Source organism: Chryseobacterium edaphi (assembly GCF_025628985.1).
Classification (GTDB): Bacteria; Bacteroidota; Bacteroidia; order Flavobacteriales; family Weeksellaceae; genus Chryseobacterium; species Chryseobacterium edaphi.
Window position 1 is genome coordinate 225,636 of sequence record NZ_JAOTEM010000004.1, and the last position, 13,435, is coordinate 239,070.

15 protein-coding genes and 1 riboswitch are annotated in these 13,435 nt (G+C 33.1%); of the genes, 6 read left to right on the forward strand and 9 right to left on the reverse strand.

What is annotated here, in order from left to right; translation table 11 throughout:
* The first annotated feature begins 22 nt into the window (after positions 1-22).
* The 3 genes from cdd to NZ698_RS15480 all read left to right on the forward strand — a co-directional run bounded on the left by cdd (position 23) and on the right by NZ698_RS15480 (position 3,861).
* Positions 23-505 carry a cytidine deaminase gene (cdd, locus tag NZ698_RS15470; protein WP_263004101.1) on the forward strand — a complete coding sequence of 161 codons (483 nt, stop codon included), beginning with the start codon at positions 23-25 and terminating at the stop codon, positions 503-505.
* 236 nt (positions 506-741) lie between these two features.
* Positions 742-919, forward strand: a riboswitch (cobalamin riboswitch).
* A 34-nt stretch (positions 920-953) separates the two neighbouring features.
* Positions 954-2,789 (forward strand): TonB-dependent receptor plug domain-containing protein, encoded by a 1,836-nt coding sequence (locus NZ698_RS15475; RefSeq protein ID WP_263004102.1) that lies wholly within the window; start codon positions 954-956, stop codon positions 2,787-2,789.
* Positions 2,790-2,799: 10 nt separating this feature from the next.
* The gene (locus tag NZ698_RS15480; RefSeq protein WP_263004103.1) at positions 2,800-3,861 is read left to right on the forward strand and encodes a DUF5074 domain-containing protein; all 1,062 of its coding nucleotides are present in this window, start codon (positions 2,800-2,802) and stop codon (positions 3,859-3,861) included.
* A 91-nt stretch (positions 3,862-3,952) separates the two neighbouring features.
* On the opposite strand, the gene NZ698_RS15485 is transcribed toward NZ698_RS15480, so the two are convergent.
* The 9 genes from NZ698_RS15485 to gldB all read right to left on the reverse strand — a co-directional run bounded on the left by NZ698_RS15485 (position 3,953) and on the right by gldB (position 11,351).
* Positions 3,953-5,371, reverse strand: a complete 1,419-nt coding sequence (locus tag NZ698_RS15485) for a CCA tRNA nucleotidyltransferase (protein WP_263004104.1) — start codon at positions 5,369-5,371, stop codon at positions 3,953-3,955.
* Positions 5,372-5,727: 356 nt separating this feature from the next.
* The gene (locus tag NZ698_RS15490) at positions 5,728-6,276 is read right to left on the reverse strand and encodes an L-threonylcarbamoyladenylate synthase (protein WP_263004105.1); all 549 of its coding nucleotides are present in this window, start codon (positions 6,274-6,276) and stop codon (positions 5,728-5,730) included.
* A 10-nt stretch (positions 6,277-6,286) separates the two neighbouring features.
* Positions 6,287-6,889, reverse strand: a complete 603-nt coding sequence (locus tag NZ698_RS15495) for a hypothetical protein (RefSeq protein WP_263004106.1) — start codon at positions 6,887-6,889, stop codon at positions 6,287-6,289.
* A gap of 28 nt (positions 6,890-6,917) precedes the next feature.
* Positions 6,918-7,421, reverse strand: a complete 504-nt coding sequence (locus NZ698_RS15500) for a DinB family protein (protein ID WP_263004107.1) — start codon at positions 7,419-7,421, stop codon at positions 6,918-6,920.
* A 66-nt stretch (positions 7,422-7,487) separates the two neighbouring features.
* Positions 7,488-7,934 carry a GNAT family N-acetyltransferase gene (locus NZ698_RS15505; RefSeq protein ID WP_263004108.1) on the reverse strand — a complete coding sequence of 149 codons (447 nt, stop codon included), beginning with the start codon at positions 7,932-7,934 and terminating at the stop codon, positions 7,488-7,490.
* 59 nt (positions 7,935-7,993) lie between these two features.
* Entirely contained in the window at positions 7,994-9,184 is a 1,191-nt protein-coding gene (locus NZ698_RS15510) for a cystathionine gamma-synthase (protein ID WP_263004109.1), read from the reverse strand.
* Positions 9,185-9,246: 62 nt separating this feature from the next.
* A complete protein-coding gene (locus NZ698_RS15515; protein ID WP_263004110.1) occupies positions 9,247-9,774 on the reverse strand; it encodes a hypothetical protein in 528 nt (175 codons plus the stop codon).
* A 175-nt stretch (positions 9,775-9,949) separates the two neighbouring features.
* Entirely contained in the window at positions 9,950-10,276 is a 327-nt protein-coding gene (gene gldC / locus NZ698_RS15520; protein WP_263004111.1) for a gliding motility protein GldC, read from the reverse strand.
* Positions 10,277-10,364: 88 nt separating this feature from the next.
* Entirely contained in the window at positions 10,365-11,351 is a 987-nt protein-coding gene (gldB, locus tag NZ698_RS15525) for a gliding motility lipoprotein GldB (protein ID WP_263004112.1), read from the reverse strand.
* Between the two features lie 125 nt (positions 11,352-11,476).
* Here gldB and NZ698_RS15530 point away from each other — a divergent pair, with 125 nt between their 5' ends.
* From NZ698_RS15530 to NZ698_RS15540, 3 genes are all read left to right on the forward strand, one after another.
* Positions 11,477-12,004: a GNAT family N-acetyltransferase gene (locus NZ698_RS15530; protein ID WP_263004113.1), complete on the forward strand. Its 528-nt coding sequence runs from the start codon at positions 11,477-11,479 to the stop codon at positions 12,002-12,004.
* A 14-nt stretch (positions 12,005-12,018) separates the two neighbouring features.
* Positions 12,019-12,810 (forward strand): NAD(+) synthase, encoded by a 792-nt coding sequence (gene nadE / locus NZ698_RS15535; RefSeq protein ID WP_263004114.1) that lies wholly within the window; start codon positions 12,019-12,021, stop codon positions 12,808-12,810.
* A gap of 109 nt (positions 12,811-12,919) precedes the next feature.
* Complete coding sequence (locus tag NZ698_RS15540; protein WP_263004115.1) at positions 12,920-13,402, forward strand: ribonuclease domain-containing protein; 483 nt, start codon at positions 12,920-12,922, stop codon at positions 13,400-13,402.
* Positions 13,403-13,435 lie beyond the last annotated feature (33 nt).

The window sequence follows — 13,435 nt, forward strand, 5'->3', positions numbered from 1 at the left end:
CGCCCTTTTTACGGTCACAAAAATGAAAAAAGATATACACATCGGATACGAGCATTTCAAAAGCAGCAGCGAACTGAATGATATTGAAAAAAAGCTTTTTGAAAGAGCAAAAGCAGCGCGTGAAAATGCGTATGCGCCTTACTCCAATTTTTTGGTAGGATGTGCAATTTTACTGGAAAACGGTGAAATTTATTCAGGAAACAATCAGGAAAATGCAGCTTTTCCTTCCGGACTTTGTGCTGAAAGAACGGCTCTGTTCTGGATTGGTGCAAATTTTCCGAATGAGAAAATCAACAAAATATTTATCATTGGAGGACCTAGAGAATTCTCAGAAAAAACTCCGCCTATTCCTCCTTGTGGAGCTTGCAGACAGAGTTTAATGGAATACGAAACGAAACAGAATGACAATATTGAGGTTTATTTTTCAAATTTAAATGAAGAAGTCTTTAAAGTGAATTCTATTAAAGATCTGCTGCCTTTTTATTTTGATGCGACGTTTTTGTAACATTATTCCCACAGATTTCGCAGATTTTCACAGATAAATTACATCGCTGAATTTTAAGATTAAATTTAAATGATGACGCTTAAAAATCTTAATCAAAATCAATTTATCGATTCTTTAAAGAACAGCATGAAGCATTTTCTTAATTAACTTTTCATCATAAATTCTTAATGTTGAAAAAAACAAAGTTTATTCAATCTAAGAATATTAATTTAAATTCATAATTCTTTTTAAAAACCTATATTTGCAAAAATTTTGGTTTCCAAGGTATTGGAATTAATAGGGAATTGGGCGAAAATCCCAAGCTGTCCCCGCAACTGTAAATCGTATCAACATTTTCTACAAGAAAGCCACTGCCAACGCGGGAAGGTGTAGAAAAGCGAAAGTCAGGAGACCTGCCAGATTTTAACATTTTTAAATTGATTGCTTTCGGAGGAAAAGCATAAAAATTATGGATATAAAAAGATCTTTAGTCTTCGCTTTTGTCGTATGCAATCTATCTCTGTACTTTTGTCAGGAGAAAACGATTGACACGGTTTATATTTTTGATAATCAAATGAATAAGGTAAAACTTTTTCATAAGATTACAACCTTGACTCCTGCAGATATTCAAAAAAACTCATCCAATCTTTCTGAAGTTTTACGTTTTCAATCACCGGTTTACATTAAAGAAAATGGTCGTGGTGCAGTTTCTTCTCCATCTTTCAGAGGAACAACAGCGCAGCAAACAGCTTTTGTGTGGAACGGAATCAATATCAATTCTCAGTTTTTAGGACAGGGAGACGTTAATAATATTGCTCTTTTCGGTTATGATCAAATGGAAGTAAAATCCGGTGGCGGAAGTGTGATCTACGGAAGCGGTGCAATTGGCGGAAGTATTCATTTGAATAATGAGTTGAACTTTAATCAAGGTTTTAAAGGATCATTTAATTCTGAAATTGCTTCATTCGGAACGTTTAATAATTTCCTGAAAGCTTCTTACAGCAATGAAAAATTTAGTTTTAAAGCTTCGGGAAGTCATTCAATAAGTCAAAATGAATACGAAGTTCCGGAATCAAGAAATTATATCAACAGAAACGGAAAATACTACAATACGAACTTTAATTTTGCGGCAGCTTATAAAATTGCTCCTTTTCATCAGATTTCCTGGATCTCGGAAACTTTTGACGGTAATCAGCATTATCCAGTGTTTTTTGAAAGTCAGACTCCGACAAGATATGAAACTCAGAATTTCAGAAGTTTACTTTCCTGGGATTGGAAAAAATCTAAGTTTAACAATATTCTGAAAGCTGCATATACTGAAGAAAACTTCCAATATTTTGCTAATTTAAACCAACCGAGTACAAGCGGAGGTTTGGGGAAAAATTATATTGTAAAAAATGACTTCAATTATTTTATCAATCCAAAATGGAATGTGAATATCATTGGAGAATTTCAGCAAAATAAAGGTGAAGGAATCGGAACTTCAGGAATCGAAGAAGTCAGCAGAAATGTGGCTTCAATTGCAGGTTTGTTAAGATATATAACCTCATCAAAGCTTAGTTTCGAAGCCGGAATTAAGAAAGATTTTGTGGAAGGATTTGATTCTCCGGTTTTATATTCGTTTTCAGGAAAATGGAAAGCGGCGAACTGGTATCAATTGAATTTAAATTTCTCGAAAAATTTCAGATTTCCATCGTTCAATGATTTGTATTGGCAACCGGGAGGAAACCTTGATCTGAAACCTGAAACTTCCATTCAAACGGATATGGATCACGAATTTAAAGTTGGAGATTTTAAACTGACCTTGACTTCATATTACATCAGGATAAAAGATATGTTGCGATGGATGAGCACTCCGATGGGTTATTGGGCGCCGTTTAATACCAATCAGGTTGAATCTTATGGATTGGAATCTCAATTGACTTACCGAAAACAAATCAATGAGCATGATATAAAACTGAACGCAGGATATATTTTCACAAAATCGAAAGATTTACAAATCAACAAGCAATTGATGTATGTTCCTCTTCACAAAATTTTTGGAAATGTAGATTATAATTATCGTTTTCTCAGAGTTTATGCTCAGGGAATGTTCAACGGACTGACTTATACCGATAGTAATGAAAAAAAATCTGACGCTTTGCAATCTTATTTTGTCATGAATGCAGGAATTTCCGCAACACTTTTAAAAAAATACACTGTAGGATTTAAGGTCAATAATATTTTTGACGAAATCTATGAAACAATGGCTTATTATCCTTTGCCAAAAAGAAACTACAGTATCAATTTTAATATAAATTTTTAAACTATACAATATGAATTTCAAGAAAATTTTACCATTTTTATTTGCATCTGCTCTACTTTTCAACGTAGCGTGTAGCGATGATGACTTTGTGGAACCTACCAAAGCCGAAGCTTATGAAAACGGAATATTTATCGCTAATGAAGGTGGATTTTCAACTCCTACCTCAGAAGTTTCTTTCGTGAGTAATGATCTTTCAATTTTTGAAAACAAAATCTACAAAACCAACAATAATGAAAATTTAGGAAATGTTTTGCAGTCAATAGGATTCACTGGAGAAAACGCTTATTTAGTATCAAATGTTCCTAACAAAATCGACATTGTAAACCGTTATAATTTCAAAAAACAAACTACAGTAACGGCTAATCTTGACAATCCTAGATATATTGCATTTTCAGGATCTCAATATTTTGTAACGAATAATAATTTCTTTAATGTAATGAAATTAAATATTTACAATACTTCTACAAACGCTTTTGTAACAAGCATTAATTTCCCAAGAAGTGCTGAAAAAGTAGTAGAAGCCAACGGTAAAATTGTAGTACAAACAGACGGAATTACTTATCAGACAGTTGCTCCTTACGGTGAACTTCCTACTGGTTATTCTTTGACAATCGTAAATCCTTCAACAAATGCTGTTGCAACAACATTGACACTTCCAAGCAACGGAATCATCAGAGATTTGATCTCTTACAACGGTGATGCGTACGTGCTTGCTTCAAGCAATACGGCTTCATACATTTACAAAGTGAACACTACAGCAGGAACGTTTACTACAACTACACTTACTCTTGGCCAGGCTCAGAAATTGAGAATCGATGCCAACAGATTCTATTTTAATGACAGCAGCAATAAAATCTATGCGATGGATTTGACTTCAACTACAACTCCAACAACTCCTATTGTTACAACAACTGGGAATTTGTACGGGTTTAATGTTATTGACGGAAAGATTTACACTTCTGATGCAAGTTTCACGGGAGACAGCAAAGTGAATATTTACAGCGTAAATGGAGGAACTTTATTAAAAACTCTTACTACCGGAATTGGTACAAATGGTTTTTATAAAAATTAATCATTCTCTTTCAATAAAATATAAATTTTAGGCAAAAAAATCCGGCAACTTCTGTAGAAATTGCCGGATTTTTAATTCTTATACTTAAAATTTATAAAGTTAATCCCAATTTCTCAGCCTCAACGATCACAAAACTTCTCGCTTCTTCTTTTTCATTGGCGATTTCACCTTCCAGAATTGCTTCTTTTACTTTCTCCTTTAAAATTCCAATTTCTCTTCCGGGCTTTATATTAAACATTTCCATAATCTCTTCTCCGGAAATTGGCGGTTGGAAATTTCTCACCTGATCTTTTTCTTCAACTTCTTTTATTTTAACAGCAACATATTCAAAATTCTTTTTAAATTTCTCCTGTTTTCTTGAATTTTTCGTTGTTATATCGGCTTTACAAAGTGTAAAAAGATCTTCCATATCTTCTCCTGCATCAAAAAGTAATCTTCGCAATGCCGAATCTGAAGCATCATCAGTAATCAAAGCGATCGGTCGTGAAGAAAGTTTTACCATTTTCTGAACATATTTCATATCAGAATTCAGAGGTAATTTCAGTTTATGAAACAATGTTTTTACCATTTTTGAACCTAAAAACTCGTGTCCATGGAAAGTCCAGCCTGTTCCTTCAACGAACTTTTTGGTAGGAGCTTTTCCGATATCGTGAAGCAACGCAGACCAACGCAGCCAAAGATTATCTGTGTTTTCAGAAATATTGTCAACTACTTCTAAAGTATGGTAAAAATTATCTTTATGGGTTTGTCCTTCCACTTCTTCTACACCTTTCAGTTCGATCAACTCAGGAATAATCAGTTTCATTAAACCTGTTTCTTCCATTAATTGAAGTCCGACAGAAGGTTTTTTTGAAAGCATGATTTTATTAAATTCTACCATGATTCTTTCCATCGAAACAATTTTGATTCTTTCTGCTTCCTGCCTGATTGCATTTAAGGAATTTTCTTCTATTTTAAAATTTAAAGTTGAAGCAAAACGGACTGCTCTCATCATTCTCAACGGATCGTCGGAATAGGTTTGCGCAGGTTCTAGAGGTGTTCTTAAAATACCTTTTTCCAAGTCTCCAATTCCATCAAAAGGATCGATCAATTCTCCGAAATTGTCTTTATTTAAAGAAATTGCCATTGCGTTAATGGTAAAATCTCTTCTTTTCTGGTCGTCTTCAATTGTTCCACCTTCCACCTCAGGTTTTCTGCTGTCTTCGGTATAGCTTTCTTTTCTTGCACCTACAAATTCCAGCTCAAGATCTTTATATCTGATCATTGCCGTTCCGTAAGTTTTAAAAATAGAAACTTTCATTTTAGGATCGATTTCTTTTCCTACGTTTTGGGCAAGTTCGATTCCGCTTTGTTCGGTCACAAAATCAATATCTGTAGAAGCTTCTCTTTTCATCAGAAGATCCCGCACAAATCCCCCAACAATGTACACTGATTGATTGTTTGCTGATGCGACCTCAGAAATTATTTTGAAAAGTTTAAGATTTTTATTTTGATTAAGATTGATGAACATTTTTTAAAAGATGTTAGATATTAGATGTTAGATATTAGATTTACAATCACTTGATAATTGAATCCTGATCTAATTGAAAACCACTAAGACATAAGATTTAAAGTTTAGAACTAAATTTCCAACTTCTTAATGGTCAATAATTTTGCAAAGATAGATATTTACATTAAAAGATTATATTAACCACAAATCGAAGATTCGACAAAGTAAAAAGTCGCAAAAGATTCTTAACACATGAGTCACATGAGTTTGAGTTAAAATATGTTTAAAAAGAAGAACACATAAGTTTGAAAATCAAAGATTTTCAATTTGCCATTCTAAAAAATCCGTGAAAATCTGTGAGATCTGCGGGACAAAAACTATTCTCTTAAAACCTTTATTCTGTTATCACTCCAGATTTTTATGACTGATGAACCTGAATATTGAGAGACTTTTTCACGATCTTCTTCCACTGCAAAATCAACCAAATCAATTATTTCTTTCGAAATATCTGAGAATTTCAGCGGGCTTTTATCACCACTGAAGTTCGCTGAAGTTGAAACCAAAGGTTTGTTAAGTTTTGTAATCAGCTTTTTACAGAAATCGTTCTTTACCAAGCGAATTCCGATGCTTCCATCTTCAGCAAGCAATTCTTTCGGCAAACCTTTTGGATTTTGGTAAACTAAAGTTACAGGCTTTTCGCTCAAATCCATGATTTCCCAAGCCATTTCCGGAACGTCAACCAAATCCTGCAATCTTTTTTCAGTTTCCACCAAAATGATCATCGACTTATTTTTTTCACGCTTCTTGATATCAAAAATTTTGTTGATGGCGTCTATATTTGTAGCATCACAACCGATTCCCCAGATTGTGTCTGTTGGATAAAGGATGGTGCCACCGGATTTTAATATTTGTATGATGTTTTCCATGATTCGAATTTTATTTATATTCTGATAGATTTTCAACTATATAGGGATTTCTTGACGAAAAAACTATTGCTTCATAATCTCCAACATTTTTAAGAGTATCGCTCAGATAAACAATTTTTTTTATCTTATAATTTCCAAATTCAAATGTTATATGTCCTCTTTTCACACCTTTAAAATAGGAGATTTTTTCAATTTTTGCCATTTTTTCAACACCATAATAAGCCAAATCTGTTTTTTCAATAAAATTTACAATTTGATAAAACAAAAAAATGAGTATCATAAGCACAGGGAAAGCGAACGCTGAAAACATCGTTTTAAATTTCTTTGCTATTTCAATTCCTTTTGTTTCATAGAAAAAACCACTGCTAATTAATTTGAACGGTGAGACAAAACCAACTTCCTGCAGAGTTTTAAAAATTATCTTGCCAGCAATTAACGTACTTAAATAGCCTATTCCAATCCAACATATCATTGTAGCAAGTACAAGGATAAAAAATTCGGCGGAGTTATAATCTATTCGCCACCAAAAATTGTACGCTAAAAGAAATGAAGCCACAATAAACAAAATTGAAAACAGTGAATATTGCATTGAAATTGTAAAATTACTATTCATTATTACATATTAAATCTTTCTTGCATATTTACATTTCCGGCAAATATCTTTCCTCCACAACATTCAAATGATGAATATTATGACCAACAATCAATTGACAAATCGTTTCTACAGAAATTTCGTTTCCATTGGCTGTTCCGATATTTTTTAAAATTGATAGATCTAAATTCTCCAATAAAATCTGAGAAGACTGTCTTACCAACTGATACTCCTTCAATAAAGATTCTAAACTTCTATCATTGGCAAAAGAATTGGCAGCATAATTTTCCTCATCAAAACCCGGCAATTCAGATTTTTCATCTCTAGCAAATGCTAAAATTCTGTATTGAAAAACTCTTTCCGTATCTGACAAATGAAGCAAAACTTCTTTTAAAGTCCATTTTCCTTCTGCATAAGCGAATTTCGATTGCTCTTCCGTTAAATATGAGAAAAGTGAAATGGTTTTTTCACCTACGAATTTCAACTCTTCCAACCAATTTTCAGATGGAATTAAATCTAAATATCTCTGAATATATTTTTGAAAATCTGACATATTAATAGTAGTAATAAGTGATTGGTAATGAGTAATTATAAAAATTTACAATTTCACGATTGACAATTATTTATTTGACCATTCGTAGAAATTCACTTCATCGTACAATTCAAACCCGCAACTTGGATAAAGCTTGTTTCCGATGTCGTTTGATTTTCCGGTTTCCAGTAAAATTCCGCACGCATCTGAACTTGTGCAGACTTTTTTAGCTGCATCAATCAGTTCTTTTGAAAAACCTATTCCTCTGTAATTTTCATTGACAAAAAGATCATTTAACAACCAATATTTTTTCATTCTTGTGGAAGAAAATAAGGGATATAATTGAACAAAACCAACTAAAATTCCATCAGTTTCAGCAACATAAATTTCAGAATCCTGTTTTTCAATTCTTTCTTTAAGAAAATTCTCTGCAGAAGGAATATCAGATTCTTTATGATAAAAAACTCTGTATTGATCAAATAATTCTGATAATTGGCTTAGATCATTAATTGATGCTCTTCTTATATTTTCCATATCAAATTCAATTAAAAATAAACATCCGCTGAAAAAACGGATGCTTATGATTTATTATTTTAAGAAAATGCTCTTTCCAGATCTGCGATCAGATCTTCCGCATCTTCGATCCCGACACTTAGACGAACTAAATCATCGGTAATTCCCAATTCTGCACGTTTTTCAGCAGGAATTGAAGCGTGAGTCATCAGAGCAGGATGATTTGCCAGAGATTCTACTCCACCTAAAGATTCTGCTAAAGTGAACACTCTTACTTTTTCTAAAAATTTAACGGCATCTTCTTTTTTACCAGATTTGAAAGTGAAAGAAACCATTCCTCCAAAATCTTTCATCTGGGATTTTGCCAATTCGTATTGCGGGTGAGATTCCAATCCCGGATAAATTACCTGAGCAACCGCTGGATGCGATTCTAGATATTTTGCGACAGCCATTCCGTTTTCTGAATGTCTCTGAACTCTTAAAGCTAAAGTTTTTATCCCTCTCAAAACCAAATAAGAATCGTGAGGTCCTAAAATTCCGCCACTTGCAAATTGTATGAAGTGAAGTTTTTCTCCCAATTCAGCATCTTTGGCGATCAAAGCTCCTGCAATCACATCAGAATGACCTCCTAAATATTTTGTTGCTGAGTGCATCACAATATCTGCTCCTAAATCGATTGGTCTTTGAAGATATGGCGTTGCAAAAGTATTATCAACTGCAACAAGGATATCTTTTCCTTTTGCAATTTCTACAACCGCTTTAATATCAACCAGTTTCATTAAAGGATTGGTCGGTGTTTCAATCCAGATCAGTTTTGTTTTATCAGTAATGACGTCAGCGATTTTTGAAGCATCATCAAAATTCACGAAAGTAAATTTCAACTGATATTTTTCGAAAAGTCTGGTGAACATTCTGTACGTTCCACCATATAAATCATCAACTGCTACAACCTCATCACCAGGATTTAATAATTTCAAAACACAATCAATCGCAGCCAAACCAGAACCAAAAGCTAAACCTCTTGCTCCGTTTTCGATGCTTGCCAAAGAATCTTCCAAAGCCTGTCTCGTAGGATTTGCCGCTCTCGAATATTCGTATCCTGAATGTACTCCCGGACTTTTCTGAGCAAATGTTGACGTTAAAAAAACTGGTACATTCACAGAACCTGTTGCAGATTCGTGATGTTGACCTCCGTGTATAACTTTTGTATTAAAATTCATTTTTTTATATTTTTTGTTGGAAGTTGGATGATGGAAGCCAGATTTTATCATAAGCTCCCAATATCTGGTCTTCGAACATTGTTTAACTATTTATATTTGTCTTTCCGTAAGATTTATTCAAATACAGCAATTTTGAAAGAGCTTCTTTTTTTCATATGATAATCTCTTTGAAGAGAAAGTCTTTTTCCATACTTCAAATCATGTATTACAAATAGTAAAAAGAGGTGAAATGAAGTTTTTTGTTTTATTCTATCAGAGATAATTTCTTCTTTGATGGTTTCATTACTATCGTTCACATATTCAATTTCTAAAAACTCCTCAATTCCTTCATTATCTTGAAAAGAGTATTTCCATGATACAATTTCCCAAGGAATTATTCTGGTGTAATGTTTAAGATGTTCATTTTCAAATTTCAAGATACTATAACTTTCATTTTTCACAAAAAAATATTCTGACGGAATTTTATTCTCTGAAATAAAGGCCTTACAATCTAAGTTTTCAATAAACTCTTCAATTTCTTTTTTAGTGAAATTATCGTGAATATTATATTTCTTGTCACCGAAATATTCTCTAAAAAAAATATAGCTGATGATGTTTTTTTTATCCTTAAAATATCTGCGAGCAAATAATTTTTCAAACAAAGAAATCAAAGCAATGTAAAAAATGATAATTCCTACAAACCAGGCAATTTTATAAGAAGTCAGATTAAAAATGACAATAAAAATGATGTCTAAGATAAAAGCAAGAAAAAAAGAAATATGATTTATTCTATTTTTAAGTCTTACATATTTAAAAAAATCCTGCAGCAAAAACATCTTACATCTTAATTGCCGATTTCACTGCAAATTCTTCTGCAATCTGCTCAATCCATGCAGCAACATCATCTTCTCCTGTTGCTCTCTGGTAAGTACTTCCCAATGAAACGAAAATCTGATGCATAAACATTTTCATTTGATCAACTGGCATATCTTTCGTCCAAAGATCGATTCTTAAAGCTTCGGATGTTTTTTCGTCCCAAACGGAAATCATTACTGCTTTTGTTTCTTCTTTTTCTACTCCGCCATCTGCAGCGTTCCAGGTCATCAATTCCGGAATGTGGTTTTCATCCAGCTCTACATCTATCGTTATTTGAGTCTTTCTCATTTTTTCTATTTTTTCTAAACTTTATTATTTTTAAGCATTAATTTTGAGAGATCTGCACTTCTTGAGTCCATTTTCCAACTTCCTGCTTTTATTCTTCTAATTTCGGTTTGTAACCTGCTTCATTAAAAATTTGAGTGGCATCCATTTTCAGGAAATCAACCAATTTTGTATCTGGTTTTTTCTTGAAATATTCTCTGCAAATCTGCCATCCTGTAAAAATCCCTACCATCGGAGACGAATTGTTATCAATCTCCGTATAAAATTTTGAAAACGGACCAGGAGTGATAAAACGTTCTGCCAATCTGTGATCGTCGCCAAAAATGAGATTATTTTCAACAAAATAATTATAAATATTGGCTTCATTTGCAGAAGACCAGTCGTATTGCTCTTTGGTGTAATCCATTTTAAGGTAATCAGGAGTTTCAGGTAAAAATGCATCCTGTAACATCATAATCTTACCGTTATACACCAATAAATCAATAAATTTCTGACTGTCGCCTTTATAAGGAACAATATTTTCAGCAAACATTCTTGATACTTTAGGAACGATATTACTTGGATTCATTGATTTCTGAAAATACAATTCCAAGCCTTTGTAATTCGCATTTTTATCTCCCATGAAACCGGAAATATCGATGAACAGAAAATTGGTTTTTTCGTCATATAAAAGAGGATCCTGAATCATCTGCAAAGCCGATGAAAATAAAAAAACTTTCGGACTCTTAAATTGTGGAAAATAAAATTTAATATGAGAAAACAAATCCTGAAGTTCGTTCTGTAATTTCTTCTGATCAATTTTAGCAATCGCTTCTTTATAAATTTTTATCTCTTGCGCGTCTGCTCTTCTTTTCCCAAAATCTTCATCAGGAACAGTCCCCTGAAACCACGGAAATTTTGCGGTAAATTGCTCCAAAGGAACATTCTGATCGTAAAATTCTTTTGATATATCGGTCATTTCTACCTTTTCGGCAGGATTTTTTATTTCAACTTTCCATTCAGTTTCCTGCTCTTTTTTACAAGAATTCAAACTTAAAACTAAAAGGCATGAAAGTGCGGCAATTCTAAAAATCTTCATTATTTTTACATGAAATTTGAGTTTACAAAAATAAGGATATAAATACAAACTCATGCTGAAAAACGAATATTTTGTAGTTTTAAAACCTGTTTTAAAATGAAAATAAAAAACTTGCAAAATCAAACATGAAACTGGAAACCGAAAGACTCATTCTCAGAAAATTAGAAGATCACGATGCAGAACGTATGTTTCTTCTCGATTCTAATCCTGAAGTAATGAAATATATCGGTATTCCAACTCTTTCAAAACTTGAAGAATCAAAAAAGGTTATTCAAATGATTCAGCAGCAATACCAAGATAACGGATTGGGAAGATTGGCCGTCATCGAAAAGGAGTCGGGACTTTTGATTGGCTGGAGCGGACTGAAATTATATACCGGAGAAATCAACGGTTACCAAAATTTCTATGAATTAGGCTACAGATTTCTTCCTGAAAGTTGGGGAAAAGGTTATGCTTTTGAATCTGCAAAAGCTTCGTTGGATTTTGGGTTTAATGATTTACATATTGAAATCATTTACGCTTATGCTCATCAAGAAAACGCTGCGTCCCATAATGTTTTAACCAAATTAGGTTTCGAAAAAACAGGTGAATTTACCGAACCAGACGGAATTTGTTTTTGGTACGAATTAAAAAAAGAAAATTTTAAATTATAAAAAAGAAATAAACAATGCAGACAAAAAAAGTAATCGATCATATCGTACAATGGCTGAAAGATTATGCTGTAAAAGCAAATGTAAAAGGATATGTAATCGGAGTTTCGGGCGGTGTAGATTCGGGAGTTGTTTCTAAGCTTTGTGCAATGACCGGGCTTGAAGTTCTGCTTCTGGAAATGCCAATCCGTCAGAAAGAAGATCAGGTAAACCGTGCACAGGATCACATTGAAGATTTAAAGAAAAAATTTCCGAACGTTCAGGGAAAGACAATCAATCTGACTCCTGTTTTTGAAAGTTTTGAAAACATTGTTCACGATCACGTAGAAGGTAGATGGAGCAATAATCTTGCGCTGGCAAACACAAGATCACGTTTCAGAATGTTGAATCTTTATTATTTCGGACAACTTCACGGACTTTTAGTTTGCGGAACAGGAAATAAAGTGGAAGATTTTGGAATTGGTTTTTATACTAAATATGGCGATGGCGGCGTAGATGTTTCTCCAATAGCCGATCTTTATAAAACTGAGGTGTACCAATTAGCAAAAGATTTAGATCTTATCGAAAGTATTCAGAATGCGATTCCTACAGACGGACTTTGGGATGCGGAAAGAACCGATGAAGATCAAATTGGTGCAACTTATCCGGAACTGGAAAAAATTCAGAAAGAATACGGTACAAAAACTGCCGAAGAATACGAAGGAAGAGATAAAGAAGTATTTTTGATTTTCGACAGAATGCACAAAGCTGCTCAACATAAGATGGTTCCGATTCCGGTTTGTGATATTCCAGAAGAATGGAGAGGATAAGGTGAATTTTGCTTTGCAAATGAATTGTCAATCGTGAATTTTGCAATTCGATTATAAATCAAATTGCCAATTCAATAACGCAGTTAAATTAACCATTGACTATAAAGCTATGAATACTAAAATCCGTTCTTTATTTTTCGCCTGTCTCGGACTTCTTTTCGGAATGTCGGTGATGTATATCTACAATAATTTCATTGCGGAGAAAAAAACTCAAACTACAATTTCTCAAACATCAAATAACTATGATTACTTTGAAAATGTAAGTGAAATTACAATCATTACTGAATCTAGGTCGATTATTGAATATGTGAAAAAGAATCATAAGCTTCCCAAATTTTACATCACTAAAAACGAAGCAAAAAGACAAGGATGGGATCCTTCAAAGGGAAATCTCTGTGAAGTTCTTCCCGGAAAAGCAATTGGCGGAGATCATTTTAGCAATCGTGAAAAAAAACTTCCAATCGGAGTGCAATATTTTGAAGCAGACGTAAATTACACTTGTGGAAACAGAAACAGTCACCGTATTGTTTATACTAAAAATGGTGAGGTGTATTTAACTCAAGATCATTATAAAAGCTTTGAAAAAAAGTAGAACTATGCTTACCAAAAATAAATTATTAAAACT

Coding starts and splice junctions, on each gene's coding strand:
- cdd (WP_263004101.1), top strand. CDS start 23: ATGAAAAAAGATATACACATCGGATACGAGCATTTCAAAAGCAGCAGC.
- NZ698_RS15475 (WP_263004102.1), top strand. CDS start 954: ATGGATATAAAAAGATCTTTAGTCTTCGCTTTTGTCGTATGCAATCTA.
- NZ698_RS15480 (WP_263004103.1), top strand. CDS start 2,800: ATGAATTTCAAGAAAATTTTACCATTTTTATTTGCATCTGCTCTACTT.
- NZ698_RS15485 (WP_263004104.1), bottom strand. CDS start 5,371: ATGTTCATCAATCTTAATCAAAATAAAAATCTTAAACTTTTCAAAATA.
- NZ698_RS15490 (WP_263004105.1), bottom strand. CDS start 6,276: ATGGAAAACATCATACAAATATTAAAATCCGGTGGCACCATCCTTTAT.
- NZ698_RS15495 (WP_263004106.1), bottom strand. CDS start 6,889: ATGAATAGTAATTTTACAATTTCAATGCAATATTCACTGTTTTCAATT.
- NZ698_RS15500 (WP_263004107.1), bottom strand. CDS start 7,421: ATGTCAGATTTTCAAAAATATATTCAGAGATATTTAGATTTAATTCCA.
- NZ698_RS15505 (WP_263004108.1), bottom strand. CDS start 7,934: ATGGAAAATATAAGAAGAGCATCAATTAATGATCTAAGCCAATTATCA.
- NZ698_RS15510 (WP_263004109.1), bottom strand. CDS start 9,184: ATGATAAAATCTGGCTTCCATCATCCAACTTCCAACAAAAAATATAAA.
- gldC (WP_263004111.1), bottom strand. CDS start 10,276: ATGAGAAAGACTCAAATAACGATAGATGTAGAGCTGGATGAAAACCAC.
- gldB (WP_263004112.1), bottom strand. CDS start 11,351: ATGAAGATTTTTAGAATTGCCGCACTTTCATGCCTTTTAGTTTTAAGT.
- NZ698_RS15530 (WP_263004113.1), top strand. CDS start 11,477: ATGAAACTGGAAACCGAAAGACTCATTCTCAGAAAATTAGAAGATCAC.
- nadE (WP_263004114.1), top strand. CDS start 12,019: ATGCAGACAAAAAAAGTAATCGATCATATCGTACAATGGCTGAAAGAT.
- NZ698_RS15540 (WP_263004115.1), top strand. CDS start 12,920: ATGAATACTAAAATCCGTTCTTTATTTTTCGCCTGTCTCGGACTTCTT.